This is a genomic window from Paractinoplanes toevensis (genome assembly GCF_018332695.1).
GTDB classification, from domain to species: domain Bacteria; phylum Actinomycetota; class Actinomycetes; order Mycobacteriales; family Micromonosporaceae; genus Actinoplanes; species Actinoplanes toevensis.
Map to the genome: position 1 here is coordinate 1 of NZ_BOQN01000138.1, position 14,164 is coordinate 14,164.

Here is a 14,164-nt window from a genome sequence, read left to right on the forward strand (position 1 = left end):
GCCGCTGCCCGAACCGGACCCCGAGCCCGAACCGGACCCCGAGCCCGAGCCGGTGCCCACCGAGCCCCCGGCCGAGGTCACCCGGCTCGCGGCGGCGCTCAGTGGGCTGCGGGCCACGATCGGTGGCGCCTCCTACCCGCTCGTCATGCCCTCCGCCGAGGACGCCCGCCGGATCGGCGCGGCCCTGGTCGCCCAGATCGACGACTACCTTCTGCCGCGGCTCGCCCGGCTCGACGCGCCCCTGCTCGTGGTGGTCGGCGGCTCCACCGGTGCCGGCAAGTCGACCCTGGTCAACAGCCTGGTCCGCACCCCGGTCAGCACGGCCGGCGTGCTGCGCCCGACGACCCGCTCGCCGGTGCTGGTCAGCAACCCCTCCGACCTGCCCTGGTTCCGGCAGGGTCAGCTGCTGCCCGGCCTGGTTCGCACCCCGGAGTCCAGCGCCGACCCGCGTACCCTGCAGATCGTCTCCGCCCCGGCGCTCGGCGCCGGACTCGCCTTTCTCGACGCGCCCGACATCGACTCGGTGGTCGAGGGCAACCGGCGGCTCGCGGCCCAGCTGCTGGCCGCGGCCGACCTCTGGCTGTTCGTGACCACCGCGGCCCGGTACGCCGACAACGTGCCCTGGGAGCTGCTCACCACCGCCCGGCTGCGCGGCACCGTGATCGCCCTGGTGCTCGACCGGGTCCCGCCCGACGCGGCCGCCGAGATCTCCGCCCACCTGCGCGAGATGCTCGCGGCCCGCAATCTCGGCGCCGCGCCGCTGTTCGTGCTGCCGGAGACCACGCTCGACGGTCAGGGACTGATCGCCGAGGACACGATCGGGCCGCTGCACGACTGGTTCAAGCAGCTCGCGGCCGACGCCAACGCGCGCTCGGCGGTGGTGCGGCAGACCCTGGACGGCGCGCTCGCGGCGCTCGGGCCGGCCGTGTCCGGGCTCGCCGACGCGGCCGATGATCAGGCGGTGGCCGCCCGGGCGCTCGACGAGCGGGTCACCGTCGCCTATCGCAACGCCCGGCAGACCGTGGTCGAGGGCCTGCGCGACGGCCGGCTGCTGCGCGGTGAGGTGCTGGCCCGCTGGCAGGAGTTCATCGGCACCGGCGAGTTCATGCGCACGCTGGAGAGCCGCGTCGGGCAGTGGCGCGACCGGGTGGTCTCGGCGATCACCGGGCGCCCGCTGCCCGGCCGCAACCTCCAGACGGCGCTGGAGTCGCAGCTGGTCACGCTGCTTCGCGGGGTCGCGACCGACGCCGCCGAGCAGGCCTATTCGGCGTGGCAGGCGCACCCGGCCGGTGCCGCCCTGCTCGAGCCGTCGCTGCAGCGCGCCGCGGACGATCTGCCGCAGCGCGCCGACCGCCTGGTCCGCGACTGGCAGCAGTGGGTGCTCGGCCTGGTTCGCGAGCAGAGCGCCGAGAAACGGGTGGTCGCCCGGGGTGCCGCCTACGCCGTGAACGGTGCCGGCCTGGCCGTGATGATCGCCGTCTTCACCTCGACCGCCTTCATCCCGACCGGGCTCGAGGTGGCGGCCGGCGTCGGCACCACGGTGGCCGCGCAGAAGGTGCTCGAGGCGGTCTTCGGCGACCAGGCGATCCGGGGGCTGGCCAACCGCGCCCGGGAAGATCTGCTCTTCCGGGTGGGTGAGTTGCTCGACGCCGAGGCCGCACGCTATACGGAACGCACGGCGGCCACCGGCCTCGACACGGCGCCGGCCACCGATCTGCGGCGAGCGGCCGCCGAGGTGGAGATCGCCCGTGCGGAACTCGCGTTGACGGGGAGCGCGTCATGAGCTTGGTTGAGAAGGTGCGCGGGATTCTGACCAGCACCGACGGCCGGATCGACGCCGAGGAGTTGGTGCTGCGACTGGAGTCGCTGGCCAAGTTCCTGCGTCTGGTCGACCCCTACCTGCCCGACGCCGACCTGGTGGCGGCGCACACCCTGGTCGAGCGGGCCGGCACCCGGCTGGCGCTGTCCCGCGACCACACCGTGGTGGCGCTGGCCGGCAGCACCGGCAGCGGCAAGTCGAGCCTGTTCAACGCCCTGGCCCGGCTGAAGCTGTCGCCGGTCGGCGTGCGCCGGCCCACCACCGGCGCGGCACATGCCTGCGTCTGGGGGCCGCTCGAACCGGCCAACCGCCTGCTCGACTGGGTGGGCGTGCTGCCACGGCAGCGCTTCATCCGGGAGAGCGCTCTCGACGGCGACGACGAGGTCGCGCTGCGCGGGCTCGTGCTGCTCGATCTACCCGACTTCGACTCCATCGAGCGCAGTCACCGGCTCGAGGTCGACCGGCTCCTCGGCCTCGTCGACCAGGTGGTCTGGGTGGTCGACCCGCAGAAGTACGGCGACCGGATCCTGCACCAGGCCTACCTGTCGCAGTTCCGCAACCACTCCGGCGTCACCATCGTCGTGCTCAACCAGGCCGACCGGCTGTCCACCCAGGACACCGAGACGGTGCTGGGCGACCTGCGCCGGCTGCTCGAGGACGACGGCCTCACCGGCGCCCCGGTGCTGGCCACCTCGGCCAAGCAGCCCGGCATGCTCGCCGAGCTGCGCGGCACCCTGGAGAAGACGGTCGCCGACCGGCAGGCCGCCCTGCGTCGCCTGGCTGGTGACCTCGAGGCGGTCAGCGGGCCGCTCACCGCGATGATCGGCCCACCGGCCGCCGAGGACGAGGTCGACCGCAGCACGGTCCGGCAGCTCACCGACGCACTCGCCGCCTCCGCCGGGGTCGGCGCGGTCGCCGACGCGGCCGCCGGCTCCTATCGCCACCGCGCGGCCACCGCCACCGGCTGGCCGGTCCTGCGCGGCGTGCGCAAGCTCCGGCCCGACCCGCTGCGCCGGCTGCACCTGGGCGCCAAGCCGGAGACCGACGCGGTCTCCACCGACATCGTGCCGCGCACGTCGGTGCCCGAGGCGGACGCCGCCCAGAAGTCGGCCGTCGGCCTGTCCGTGCGGGCCGTCGCCAGCCGGGCCGCGGCGCCGCTGCCGCCGACGTGGGCGCCGGCCCTGAACAACGCGGCCCGCTCCCGGGTCGACGACCTTCCCGACGCCCTCGACCGGGCGGTCGCCCAGGCCGACCTGGGCACCGACCGCACTCCGCTGTGGTGGCGCGGCGTCGGGCTGCTGCAATGGATGCTCGCCGCCGCCGCGATCTTCGGGCTGGGCTGGCTGCTCGCCGGTTACGTGGTGCGGATCCTCGGCCTGCCCGAGTTGCACCACCCCAAGGTCGGCGAGGTGCCGCTGCCTACCCTGCTGCTGCTCGGTGGCCTGATCGGCGGAGTCCTGCTCTGGCTGCTGCTCAAACCGATCGTCGAGTGGGGTGCCCGGCGCGCGCGGCACCGGGCCGAGCAGCGGTTGCGGGCCGGTGTCACCGACGTGGCCAGGGAATACGTGGTGGCGCCGGTGCGTGAGGTGCTGAACGCGTACGCACAGGCGCGCGAGGCGCTCACGACCGTTCGATCGGAGTAGTCACCGGGTGCCGCCGCCCCGGTACGCTCGCGATATGTCGGCTACCCAGAGTCCGTACGACGCGGTGCTGCACGCAGCTCGCGACGTGGCGAAACTCGACTGCGCACTGGACGCCGAGATGCTGGGCACCGCACTGCTCGGCAGCGTTTACTCGGTGGCTCAGGACGACCGTGCCGCGGCCGTCCGCGAGTTCGTGAGCGAGTTCCTTTCGGCGACCACCCGCCGCCGCACGGTGGCGGCCACCACCATCCGCGAGGTCTTCGCCGCCCTCGTGCCCGATGCGGCGGGTGCCGCGCAGGTCCGGCGCGGAGCGCAGGCCCCGGTCTGGACGGCGCAGCTGGGCCGGGTCCGGCCCACCGGCTGTTACGCGTACGGGGACATCTACGGCGACCAGACGTCCTACCTGGTCACGTTCGCCTACGAGGACACCGACGACGGCGGCCCCGAGCACGCGGTCGTCGCCCTGGTCGACCACAACATCGGCATCACCAAGGACGTCTTCGTCGGCTCCGACGCCGGCCGCGTTCTCGAGCAGGTGCGCGAGATGTGCGCCGAGGACGAGCTGACCTGGTTCCGCGAGGAAGATCCCGGCCGCGTGCGCGACGAGGTCGACCGCTACATGGCCATCACCGACGGCCTGGGTGACCTGCCGGCCGACGGCTCGCTGGCCACCGACCGCGCCCTGGCCGCGGCTCGTCTCGCGCTGCTGCCGACCGCGGGCACCCCGCGGCTGGCCGAGCCGCCGCGGCCGAGCAACTCCGACCTGGTCCGCGACTTTCTGGGCAGCGCCGAGGCGGCCCGGTTCGGCCTCGACTCGGTGGACGCCGACGCCGAGGTGGCGTCCCTGCACTTCTGCCTGAGCCTGCTGCTCGACCACGCCGCCAGCCTCCCGGGCGGCGACCCGCTGCGCTGGAGCCCGGCCGTGGCCGGACTGTTCCTGCTGGACTGGGTGCACCGCCGCGCGGTCCTCGACATGGACGACGCCGCGATGCTGCCCCGGGTGACCCGCGCCTGGTCGGCCTACACGACCCGGCGGCGCGCCCTGCCCGAGTCGGCGGCCGCGCAGACCGACGAGATGGTCGAGGAGATGATCCCCGAGTTCGCCCGCCTCTACGCCACGGGTGAACGCCGGAGCCCGGCCACCGCGGCCGTGGCCCAGCTCATCTCGGAGGGCGTCGACCCGGAGGACTCGGACGCGATCGAGGCCTGGCTCGACGCCAACCGGCACCGGCTGGACGAACCCTAGGATCACCAGTGGCCGCTGAGGTCCTCGCTGTGCTCGGCGTGGTGGCGGCCCACTCGGGAGCTGCGGCGCTGGGCCGCGGTCTCGTCGTCGCGGTGCTCGCGGCCGGCCCGGTGGCTGCCCTGGTACGGGTGGTTGATGCTCCGGTTGTCCTCACCGCGTGACTCGGGGATGTGCCGGCGATTGTGGCCGGCGCCCGCGGAGTGCTCGAGCTCGAGGATGCTGGCGGGTCGGACGTTGCTCGGGCGCTCGGTCACGGTTGACCTCCGGCTGTGTTCGGACCGGTCGTCGGACCGGTGACTGTCGGTGGAGCGTTCGTGCTTGCGGCGGCGCGGGCCTTCGTCGCACGGCTGGGCGGGCCGGGCCGGTGGTTCCTCGTGGTGGTCCGGGTCGTCGCCGTCCGAATCGGACTGATCGGGCTTTTCCCGGTCGACCGGTGGATCGACCGGAAGCGTCGGCAGCACGCCGGGGCGATGAACTTTCCGCCCGCTGACCGACGGCAGTCCCGGCAAAATTCGCATCCCGGGCAGCGCCGGAAACTCCAGCATCGATGGCTCGCTCGGCCGTGCACCCTTGTCAGAACCGGACGAGCCGGACGAGCCGGACCCCGACGACGACGAACCCGAGGGCCGGTCGCGCCGCTGCTCGGCGTACCCGTCCCGGTCGCCCGGCCGGCGCCGCTCGGAGCCGGAACCGGAACCGGAAGCCGGACCGGCGGAGGCCGTTGATCGTGGCCGGCGTTGGCCGGCCGCACCCATCAGCCGGCCGGCCCGGATCGCCGCGTCGGCGCCCTCCGAACCGCCCTGCGTCGACGGCGGCAGACCCGACTGCGGGAGGTTGGCCTCGGGCGGGAGGACCGGCCCGGGCAGGGCCGGTGGCAGCACCGGGACGTCCATGGTGTCGGTCCGGCCGTCGGCCAACTCGTTCGAGCCGGCGGTGATGGCGGCCAGCGTCGGCACCGATGCCAGCCCGACCAGCAGGGCCACCAGGAGCACATAGCGCCGGGTCGGGCCGGAGAATCCGGCGTCGGCGCGGTACACCCCGTTCAACCGCTTCCGCATGACCTTGATCGGCGGCACGAGGTCGTCGTCCGGGTGCTGCGGCACGGTGGGTTCCCTCCCAGAACGCAAGAGATCAACATGGATCCGTCTCGGTCAGAGGGATGAACGAAGCACCTCGGTATCCGCAGCGGGGGAAATAGCCTGTTCGTACGGTAGTGACCGTACGAAAACCACTTAATAGGACAAATACGGGCACCTATGTGACGGGGAAATTTCCGACTGTGATCGAGCCGACCTGTAACGGCGCTCACGTTCTCTGTCAGGATGAGGAAGACGGCACCGCCGCCGTCGCTTTCCGCCGAATCCAGCGGGGCGAGGTGGGGGCCGTCACTCCCCGGCGGGGTCTCGGCCCGCGCCGAACCGCCGCGCGGCAACCTCACCCGGGTCAGGCGCGGCGACCCAGCGGTTCGCCGCGCGGACAGGCAACACCTGCCGCGGGCGCAAGAGATGAACAGGGAGACACGGATGGCGAACGGCGAAAGCGAAGTCGGGGCCGACGCCCCGGCCGGCGGCTTCGTCCAACTGCTCACCCCCGATGGGGAACGCGTCGACAGCGTCACCACGGCGGACGGCATGACTTACTCGGTCGACTTCACCGACGACGAGTACAAGGAGCTTTACCGGGACCTGGTGACGGTCCGGCGTCTCGACGCCGAGGCCACCGCCCTGCAGCGGCAGGGCGAGCTGGGCATCTGGGCGAGCCTGCTGGGGCAGGAGGCGGCCCAGGTCGGCTCGGGCCGCGCGCTGCGCAAGCAGGACATGGCGTTCCCGACCTATCGCGAGCACGGTGTCCTCTACACCCGCGGAATCGACCCGATCATGCCGTTCGGCCTGTTCCGGGGCGTCGACCAGGGCGGCTGGGACCCGAACGAATTCAAGTTCAACACCTACACGATCGTGATCGGCTCGCAGACGCTGCACGCCACCGGTTACGCCATGGGCATCACCATGGACGGCAAGATCGGCAACGCCGACGGCGAGGCGGTCATCGCCTACTTCGGCGACGGCGCTACCAGCCAGGGCGACGTCAACGAGGCGTTCGTCTGGTCCGGTGTCTTCAACGCCCCGATCGTCTTCTTCTGCCAGAACAACCAGTACGCGATCAGCGAGCCGCTGGAGCGCCAGACCCGCATCCCGCTCTACCGCCGCGCGGCCGGCTACGGCTTCCCCGGCATCCGGATCGACGGCAACGACGTGCTGGCCAGTTACGCGGTCACCCGGGCCGCGCTCGACCAGGCCCGCAACGGCCAGGGCCCGAGCCTGATCGAGGCATACACCTACCGGATGGGCGCGCACACCAGCTCCGACGACCCGACCCGCTACCGCATCGCCAGCGAGGTCGAGTCGTGGAAGGCGAAAGACCCGATCGCCCGGATGAAGTCGTTCCTCACCAAGCAGCAGATCGCCGACGACACGTTCTTCGGCGAGGTCGACGAGACCGCCAAGACGCTCGCCCTGGACCTGCGCGAGCGGGTGCTGGCCATGCCCGACCCGCAGCCGGTGACGATGTTCGACAACGTCTACCCGCATGGTTCGCCCGAGGTCGACGCCCAGCGCGCCGAGTTCGAGCGCTACCACGCGACGTTCGAGGGGAGCGCGAACTGATGGCCGAGACGATCACCCTGGGCAAGGCCCTCAACCACGGTCTGCGCCGCTCGCTCGAGAGCGACCCCAAGGTCGTCATCATGGGCGAGGACGTCGGCAAGCTCGGCGGCGTCTTCCGGATCACCGACGGCCTGCAGAAAGACTTCGGCGAGGACCGGGTCATCGACACCCCGCTCGCCGAGTCCGGCATCGTCGGCACCGCGATCGGTCTCGCCATCCGCGGCTACCGCCCGGTCTGCGAGATCCAGTTCGACGGGTTCGTCTTCCCGGCCTACAACCAGATCGTCGCCCAGGTCGCGAAGATGTTCTACCGCTCGCTCGGCAACGTGCGACTGCCCATCGTCATCCGCATCCCCTTCGGCGGCGGCATCGGCGCGGTCGAGCACCACTCCGAGTCGCCCGAGGCGCTGTTCGCGCACGTTCCCGGCCTCAAGGTGGTGACCTGCGCCAACCCGGCCGACGCCTACACCATGATCCGCCAGGCGGTCGCGTCCGACGACCCGATCGTCTTCTTCGAGCCGAAGCGGCGCTACTGGGAGAAGGGCGAGGTCGACCTCGATGCCGATCTCGACCAGGCGTTCCCGCTGCACGCGGCGCGCGTCGTCAAACCCGGGACGGACGCGACGATCCTCGCGTACGGCCCGATGGTCCGCACCTCGCTGGACGCCGCGATCGCGGCGGCCGAGGACGGCCGCAACCTCGAGGTCATCGACCTGCGCTCGCTCTCCCCGCTGGACATGGCCACGGTCTACGCCTCGGTGCGCCGCACCGGCCGGGCCATCGTCGTGCACGAGGCCCCCGGCAACCTCGGCCTCGGTTCCGAGCTCGCCGCCCGGATCACCGAGGAGTGCTTCTACTCCCTGGAGGCACCGGTGCTGCGGGTGACCGGCTACGACATTCCCTACCCGGCCGCCCGGGTCGAGGAGGAGTACCTCCCCGATCTCGACCGGGTGCTGGACGCCGTCGACCGTTCGTTCGGCTGGTGACGCCGATGTCGCGGATCAAGGAGTTCACCCTGCCCGACCTCGGCGAAGGCCTGACCGAGGGCGAGATCCTCGCCTGGCTGGTCAAGGTGGGCGACACGATCGAGCTGAACCAGCCGATCGTCGAGGTGGAGACGGCGAAAGCGGCCGTCGAGATCCCGGCGAAATGGGCCGGCGTGGTCACCCGGATCTTCCACGAGGCCGGCACGACGGTCGAGGTGGGCTCGCCCATCGTCGCCATCGACACCGATCCCTCGGCCGGGCCGGTGCCGTCGGCCGAATCGCTCGCGGCGGTCGAGATCGCGCCGGCCGAAGGGGCGGTCGAGCCCGGCCTCATCGGTGGTCCGGCTCCGGGCGGCCGCACCGCGGTGCTGGTGGGTTACGGCCCGAAAACCACCACCGCAAAAAGACGACCCCGATTGGGTACGCCGTCGGAGTCACCGGCCAACGTTGTCAGCCCCCCGCCTCCGGCGGCTGCCGCGGACGTCGTGGCATCCCCGCCCGTGCGACCGGAGGTCCCGGTGGCATCGGCGCGGGTGCTGGCCAAGCCGCCGGTCCGGAAACTGGCCCGCGATCTCGGCGTCGACCTGACGTCGCTCACCGGGTCCGGGCCGATGGGGTCGGTGACGCGGGACGACGTACACCAGGCAGTGGCGGCACCCCAGCCCACGGCTGTTATCGACGGCTCCCGCGAACGGCGCATCCCGGTCAAGGGTGTCCGGAAGCTGACCGCGGAGAACATGACCGCGTCGGCGTTCACGGCACCGCACGTCACCGAGTTCCTCACGATCGACGTGACCCGCTCGATGAAGGCCCTGGAGAAACTGAAGGGCCGGCGCGAGTTCGCCGACCTGCGGGTTTCCCCACTGCTGCTGGTGGCCAAGGCGGTGCTGCTGGCCGTCGGACGCCACCCGATGGTCAACTCGACCTGGTCCGGGGGCACGAACGAGATCGTCGTCAAGGAGTACGTCAACCTCGGCATCGCCGCGGCGACCGAGCGCGGTCTCATCGTTCCCAATATCAAGGACGCCGGGCGTCTCAGTCTGCGAGAGCTGGCCGAGGCACTCAACACACTTGTACAGGTTGCGAAGTCCGGAAAGACCCCTCCGGCGGACATGGCCGGCGGCACTCTGTCGATCACCAACGTCGGCGTGTTCGGGGTCGACACCGGCACCCCGATCCTGCCGCCGGGCGAGTCGGCGATCCTGGCGTTCGGCGCGGTCAAGCCGATGCCGTGGGTCCACAAAGGCAAGATCAAGATCCGTCAGGTGACCACCCTCGGGCTCTCCTTCGACCACCGGATCATCGATGGCGAACTGGGCTCGAAGTTCCTCCGGGACGTCGGCGAATTCCTCACCGACCCGGAGGGCGCATTGCTCTCCTGGACGTAGGCATGCCGCAGGAAATTAGGCAACTGGTTATTTCGACCTTCGATCGTTAAGCAGGTGCTCAGCATCACCCCCTAAATCGTTGGCAACTCGTCTCGATGCGAGCCAGAATTGGTATCGCATCGAGACGAGCACCAAGAAGTTGGCCCGAGCCGGGCCGAGGGGGATGAAACACCATCATGAGCATCGTTGATCGAGTCCGTCAGCGTCGGATGATCAACCGGGAGAACCGCGCGATCGACCGCGCCTGGCAGTCCGCTCCTACCCAGGCCATGCGGGACGAGATCGCCATCTTCGCCCAGCGCAAGACCTTCTGAGCTAGCTCTTACGACGGCCCGCCCGGATCCATCCGGGCGGGCTGTTGCATGTTTGAAGACAGTCTTAAAGATCCGTTCGCTGTCCCCTTCCGGGCGTACACCGGGATTCCTCCTACCGCCTCGGCCCGGTACGGTTGGGCACGGTCCCAGAGCCGGCTCGGCCGGTCGGCCCCGGGACCGGGGCCTCCGAAGGGCGCAAACCGCGTCGGCGGGTCCCGCACGGCCTGGCCTTGGTGCTGGGCACGGCGCGCCGGTGCGGATGGCCGGTGTTCCGCGTCCGTGCAAAGCTGGCACGGCCGCATTCACGAGGAGGCGCTCATGACGTCCGAGGGGCAGTACGCCGGTACGCAACCGGCCGAGGCCACGTCGGGCGGGCCCACCGCGGACGGCTTCCCGCCGGACGCCGACGGTCGGCGAATCGCCGGCCGGGCTTCGGCTCCGCCGCCCACTGACGGTTTCCCCAGCTCGTATGCTCCGCCGCCGCCGGCAACACCCAACGGCGGCTCGCCGTTCGTGGTGCCCGCGGTGCGCACGTTCGGTTCCGGCTCCGAGGCGGCGGCCGCAAGCCCCGCCCGCCCGACCGGCACCTCCTACGGCTCGGCCCGCGTGCCACAGCCCGAGGAGGAGTCGCCGCGCCCCGCCTCGCCATACGGTTCGGTCTCCCCCGGCGCCGCCGCGTCCTACGGTTCGGCCACGCCGCAGGCGGCCTCCTCGCCGTTCGCCCCACCGCCGCCCGTCGACAACGGCAGCGGCAGCGGCGCAGCGTCCCCGTTCGGCAGCGCCGACGCGTCACCACGCGGCGCCTCAGAAGCCTCGCCCTTCGGCGCTCCGGCCACCGGTGCCGGCACCTCGCCCTTCGGCGCTCCAGCCACCGACGCTGGCACCTCGCCCTTCGGCGCTCCGGCCGCTGCGGCCGGTGCCTCGTCGTCCGGCAGCGGTGCGTCCGGCGCCCCGGCTTCCGACGCCGCCGGCCCGCCCCAGAGCTCGGCACCGTCGTCCGGTCCCGCGTTCGTGCCCGCCTCCGGCAACGCCCCCGAGCCGCCGCGCTCGGCGTGGGCGCCGCAGCAGGCCCCGGCCCCCGTCACCAGCGGTGACAACCCCTTCCCGCTGCCACAGCGCAAGCCCGCGACGGTCGACCCGGGCACGATCGGCGAGTTCGACGGTTTCGCGGCCGGCACCCCCGGCCGCGGCAGCCTGCCCGACCTGCCCTCGACCGACGACGTCGACCCGGCCACCGGCCGCCCGCCCGGCGTCTCTGTCTTCGGCGCCCAGCGCGTCCGCGTGCCCGGCGCCACCCTGGCCGAGTTGCCCGACGCCCCGTCCTCGGTGCGCGCCGGCCGCTCCGGCGACAGTGGCGGGTTCCCGACCGCCCGGCCCGGCGATGATGGCGGCTTCCCGCCGGCCCGGCCCGACGACGCCGCGGCCCGCGCCACCGACAGCAGCGGCTTCCCGCTGCGCTCCGGCAACGCGAGCTTCCCGACCCGCCGCGGCGGCGACAGCGGCGGTTTCCCGCTGCGCGGCGCCGCCACCCCGGCCTCCGCCGAGACACCGTCGGAGTCCGCGCCGATCACCGACCTGCCGATCCGCAGCCAGCAGGCCCCGTTCGGCCCGCCGACCACGGCCGGCCCGGACCAGGCCGCCGGCTCGTTCAGCGCCTTCGGCGACCCGTCCGTCGAGGAGGCCCCGCACCCCTACGGCCGCTCCGCCGACAGCCAGCCCAATCCATACGGCCGCCCGGCCGAGGCCCAGCCCGACGCAGGCCAGTCCGACCCGTTCGGCCGCCCGGCGGCAGCGTCGTCCGACCCCTACGGCCGTTCCGCCGGTTCATCAGCGGACCCGTTCGGCCGCCCGTCCGCCGAAGCCCAGAGCGACCCGTTCGGCCGCCCCTCCGCAAACGGCAAGGACGGCGCTTACGGCCGCTCCTCCACCGACGACCAGGGCGATTCGTTCGGCCGCCCGTCCACCGACGGCAAGGACGGCACTTACGGCCGCCCGTCCGCCGACGACCAGGGTGATCCGTTCGGCCGGCCCTCCGGGGACGGCCAGGTTGGGCCGTTCGGCCGCCGGCCGGCAGCCGAGCCTTCGGCCACTGCCGACTCGGCCCGGAACGGCCTGCCCGACCCGTTCGGTCGCACCACGCCCGGTGACAGCGCCACGTTCGGCAGTGCGCCGGAAACGGCCGGCTCGCCGTTCGGTAGCGCCCGCTCGGAGGGTTCGCCCGGCTCGGCCCGGCCCGACTCGCTGGCCTCCTCGTTCAAACCGCGCGGCGCCGCTTCTCCGCACGGCGACTCGAAGCCGGCGGCCTTCGGTTCCATGCCCTCGGACGCATCGGCGTTCGGCGGCGAGAAGCCGTTCGGTTCGGGCGACGAGTCTTCGCTCGGCGCCGCCCGCCCCGGAACGCAGTACGGTTCCGCCCAGCCGGCTTCTCCGGCCGCCGACCAGGCCACACCCTTCGGGTCGGCCCAGCCGAGTTCTCCTGCCGCACCGTTCGCGGGTGACCGGCCGGGATCCTCCGCACCCTTCGGGAGTGACCGGCCCGGATCCTCGACGCCGTTTGCGGGTGACCAGCCCGCGCCGTTCGGGTCGGGTCAGCCCTCGTCCTCGTTCGGGTCCGCTCGGCCGGGCTCGCCCGATGAGAGTGACGACGAGCAGGCACCGTTCAAGCCGGCCTCGCCGGCCGCTCCGTTCGGCAGCAGCGACGTGGCGCCGTTCCGCAGCGCGGCCGGCGGTCCCGCCGAGGACGCGCGCCCGCTCTACGGCTCGGCCCGCCCGGCCGCGCCCGACGGCGATTCGGGCGACGCCTCCGACCAGCACGCCATCTACCGGCGTCCGGACGCTCCGGACGCCGAGCCCAATGCCTACCCGCAGCGGGTGCCCGGTGCCTCGTTCGGGCTGGCCGGCAGCCCGGTAGTGGCCGAGAACCGTTCGGTGCCGGCGCCGCGCGACCCGTCCGACCAGTCGGCCCCGGCGGTCGGTTCGGCCCGGCCGGTGACGGCGAGCGCCTCGGTGCCGTCGACCAGCCGCAGCGCCCCGGTCGACCCGGCCGAGCTCCCGCCGCCGCCCGCGGCGTCGCAGGCTCGTGTCTACGGCCGCCCGGCCGCCGCCGAGCCGGAGGACGACGAACCGGCCGACGAGCCTGGCTTCCCGGCTCCGGTGGAGTTGCCGTTCGACGCCGGCCGCCCCGCCTCGGGAACCTACGGCGCACCGGCCGCCGCACCGGCCGGATTCGAACCCCCGGCCAGCTTCGGCTCGCCCGCCGGAACACCGAGCGAGTTCGGTGCGCCGGGCGGGTTCGGCTCACCGGCGTACCCGCAGCGGGGCGGTGACCACAACGCACCCGGCGGCGAGCCGGGTGTTGCCGGGGTAGCGCCGCTGTCGCCGGCTCGGGCCACCGCGCGGGCCTCGGCCAGCGCCCGGGTGGCCCCGCCGGCCCCGGGCAGCCCGGCCGCGCCGCCGGCCCAGCCCGGTCCGGAGCAGCCGCGTAACCCACTCGCCGAGTTCACCAGCCCGGCACCCGCGTCGGGTGGCGGCTACCCGCCGTTCCCGCCGCCCAACGGCAACGGCCCCTACGCGGTCAACGGCACGGCGCCGGGCGCGGACCAGTACAGCGAGCTGACCACCGACATCTCGGGTCGCGGCAACGAGGCGTACGCCCCGACCGGCTTCCCGATGCCGGTCTCGCCGGAGACCTCCGGCGCCGCGAGCCGCGCCACGGTGACCCCGCCCAGCCCGGACGACACCACCAGCTGGCCCGGTCCGGGTGGTGCCGCGCCGGCCAAGCCGGAGACGCCGCACGTGCGGATGCTTCCGATCCTGGTCTCGGTCGTGGTGGGCGCGGTTCTGCTGCTCGGTGTGGTGTTCGGCATCGTCTATCTGGTGGCCGGCGGCGACAACGAGACGCTCACCGTCAACACCGGTGAGTGCGTGAAGCAGGACGGCAGCGAAGCGGTGAAGGTCGACTGCAGTGACGCCACCTCGTTCCAGGTGGTGTCCATCGTGGACGACCAGTCGAAGTGTCCCGACCCGCAGCAGCCGCACGTGCTGAACCCGACCAGCGACGGCAAGAACCAGGTGCTCTGCCTCAAGCCGCAGGGCTGATGTCATC

General features: G+C 72.8%; 9 protein-coding genes. 8 read left to right on the forward strand and 1 reads right to left on the reverse strand.

The genetic code is table 11. The features are described 5' to 3' along the window. Nucleotides 1-145: 145 nt before the first annotated feature. From Ato02nite_RS44980 to Ato02nite_RS44990, 3 genes are read left to right on the forward strand one after another with little or no spacing between them, the layout of a single operon-like run. The gene (locus tag Ato02nite_RS44980) at nt 146-1,783 is read left to right on the forward strand and encodes an ABC transporter (protein WP_438873121.1); all 1,638 of its coding nucleotides are present in this window, start codon (nt 146-148) and stop codon (nt 1,781-1,783) included. After that, nucleotides 1,780-3,462: a GTPase gene (locus Ato02nite_RS44985; RefSeq protein ID WP_213012859.1), complete on the forward strand. Its 1,683-nt coding sequence runs from the start codon at nt 1,780-1,782 to the stop codon at nt 3,460-3,462. The genes Ato02nite_RS44980 and Ato02nite_RS44985 overlap by 4 nt, the downstream gene beginning before the upstream one ends. Before the next feature lie 34 nt (nt 3,463-3,496). Next, nucleotides 3,497-4,708, forward strand: a complete 1,212-nt coding sequence (locus Ato02nite_RS44990) for a hypothetical protein (protein ID WP_213012860.1) — start codon at nt 3,497-3,499, stop codon at nt 4,706-4,708. 2 nt (nt 4,709-4,710) lie between these two features. Here Ato02nite_RS44990 and Ato02nite_RS44995 read toward each other — a convergent pair whose 3' ends face one another. Next, entirely contained in the window at nt 4,711-5,811 is a 1,101-nt protein-coding gene (locus Ato02nite_RS44995) for a hypothetical protein (RefSeq protein WP_213012861.1), read from the reverse strand. A 402-nt stretch (nt 5,812-6,213) separates the two neighbouring features. Here Ato02nite_RS44995 and pdhA point away from each other — a divergent pair, with 402 nt between their 5' ends. The 5 genes from pdhA to Ato02nite_RS45020 all read left to right on the forward strand — a co-directional run bounded on the left by pdhA (nt 6,214) and on the right by Ato02nite_RS45020 (nt 14,157). Continuing rightward, nucleotides 6,214-7,371 carry a pyruvate dehydrogenase (acetyl-transferring) E1 component subunit alpha gene (pdhA, locus tag Ato02nite_RS45000; protein ID WP_438873118.1) on the forward strand — a complete coding sequence of 386 codons (1,158 nt, stop codon included), beginning with the start codon at nt 6,214-6,216 and terminating at the stop codon, nt 7,369-7,371. Next, complete coding sequence (locus tag Ato02nite_RS45005) at nt 7,368-8,357, forward strand: alpha-ketoacid dehydrogenase subunit beta (protein ID WP_213012886.1); 990 nt, start codon at nt 7,368-7,370, stop codon at nt 8,355-8,357. Before pdhA ends, Ato02nite_RS45005 begins: the two co-directional genes overlap by 4 nt. A gap of 5 nt (nt 8,358-8,362) precedes the next feature. After that, nucleotides 8,363-9,745 (forward strand): dihydrolipoamide acetyltransferase family protein, encoded by a 1,383-nt coding sequence (locus Ato02nite_RS45010; RefSeq protein WP_438873119.1) that lies wholly within the window; start codon nt 8,363-8,365, stop codon nt 9,743-9,745. 176 nt (nt 9,746-9,921) lie between these two features. Beyond that, the gene (locus Ato02nite_RS45015; RefSeq protein WP_213012864.1) at nt 9,922-10,059 is read left to right on the forward strand and encodes a hypothetical protein; all 138 of its coding nucleotides are present in this window, start codon (nt 9,922-9,924) and stop codon (nt 10,057-10,059) included. A 318-nt stretch (nt 10,060-10,377) separates the two neighbouring features. Next, on the forward strand, nt 10,378-14,157 hold the full coding sequence (locus Ato02nite_RS45020) for an LppU/SCO3897 family protein (protein ID WP_213012865.1): 3,780 nt from the start codon (nt 10,378-10,380) through the stop codon (nt 14,155-14,157). Nucleotides 14,158-14,164: the final 7 nt, after the last annotated feature.

Coding starts and splice junctions, on each gene's coding strand:
- Ato02nite_RS44980 (WP_438873121.1), top strand. CDS start 146: ATGCCCTCCGCCGAGGACGCCCGCCGGATCGGCGCGGCCCTGGTCGCC.
- Ato02nite_RS44985 (WP_213012859.1), top strand. CDS start 1,780: ATGAGCTTGGTTGAGAAGGTGCGCGGGATTCTGACCAGCACCGACGGC.
- Ato02nite_RS44990 (WP_213012860.1), top strand. CDS start 3,497: ATGTCGGCTACCCAGAGTCCGTACGACGCGGTGCTGCACGCAGCTCGC.
- pdhA (WP_438873118.1), top strand. CDS start 6,214: ATGAACAGGGAGACACGGATGGCGAACGGCGAAAGCGAAGTCGGGGCC.
- Ato02nite_RS45010 (WP_438873119.1), top strand. CDS start 8,363: ATGTCGCGGATCAAGGAGTTCACCCTGCCCGACCTCGGCGAAGGCCTG.
- Ato02nite_RS45015 (WP_213012864.1), top strand. CDS start 9,922: ATGAGCATCGTTGATCGAGTCCGTCAGCGTCGGATGATCAACCGGGAG.
- Ato02nite_RS45020 (WP_213012865.1), top strand. CDS start 10,378: ATGACGTCCGAGGGGCAGTACGCCGGTACGCAACCGGCCGAGGCCACG.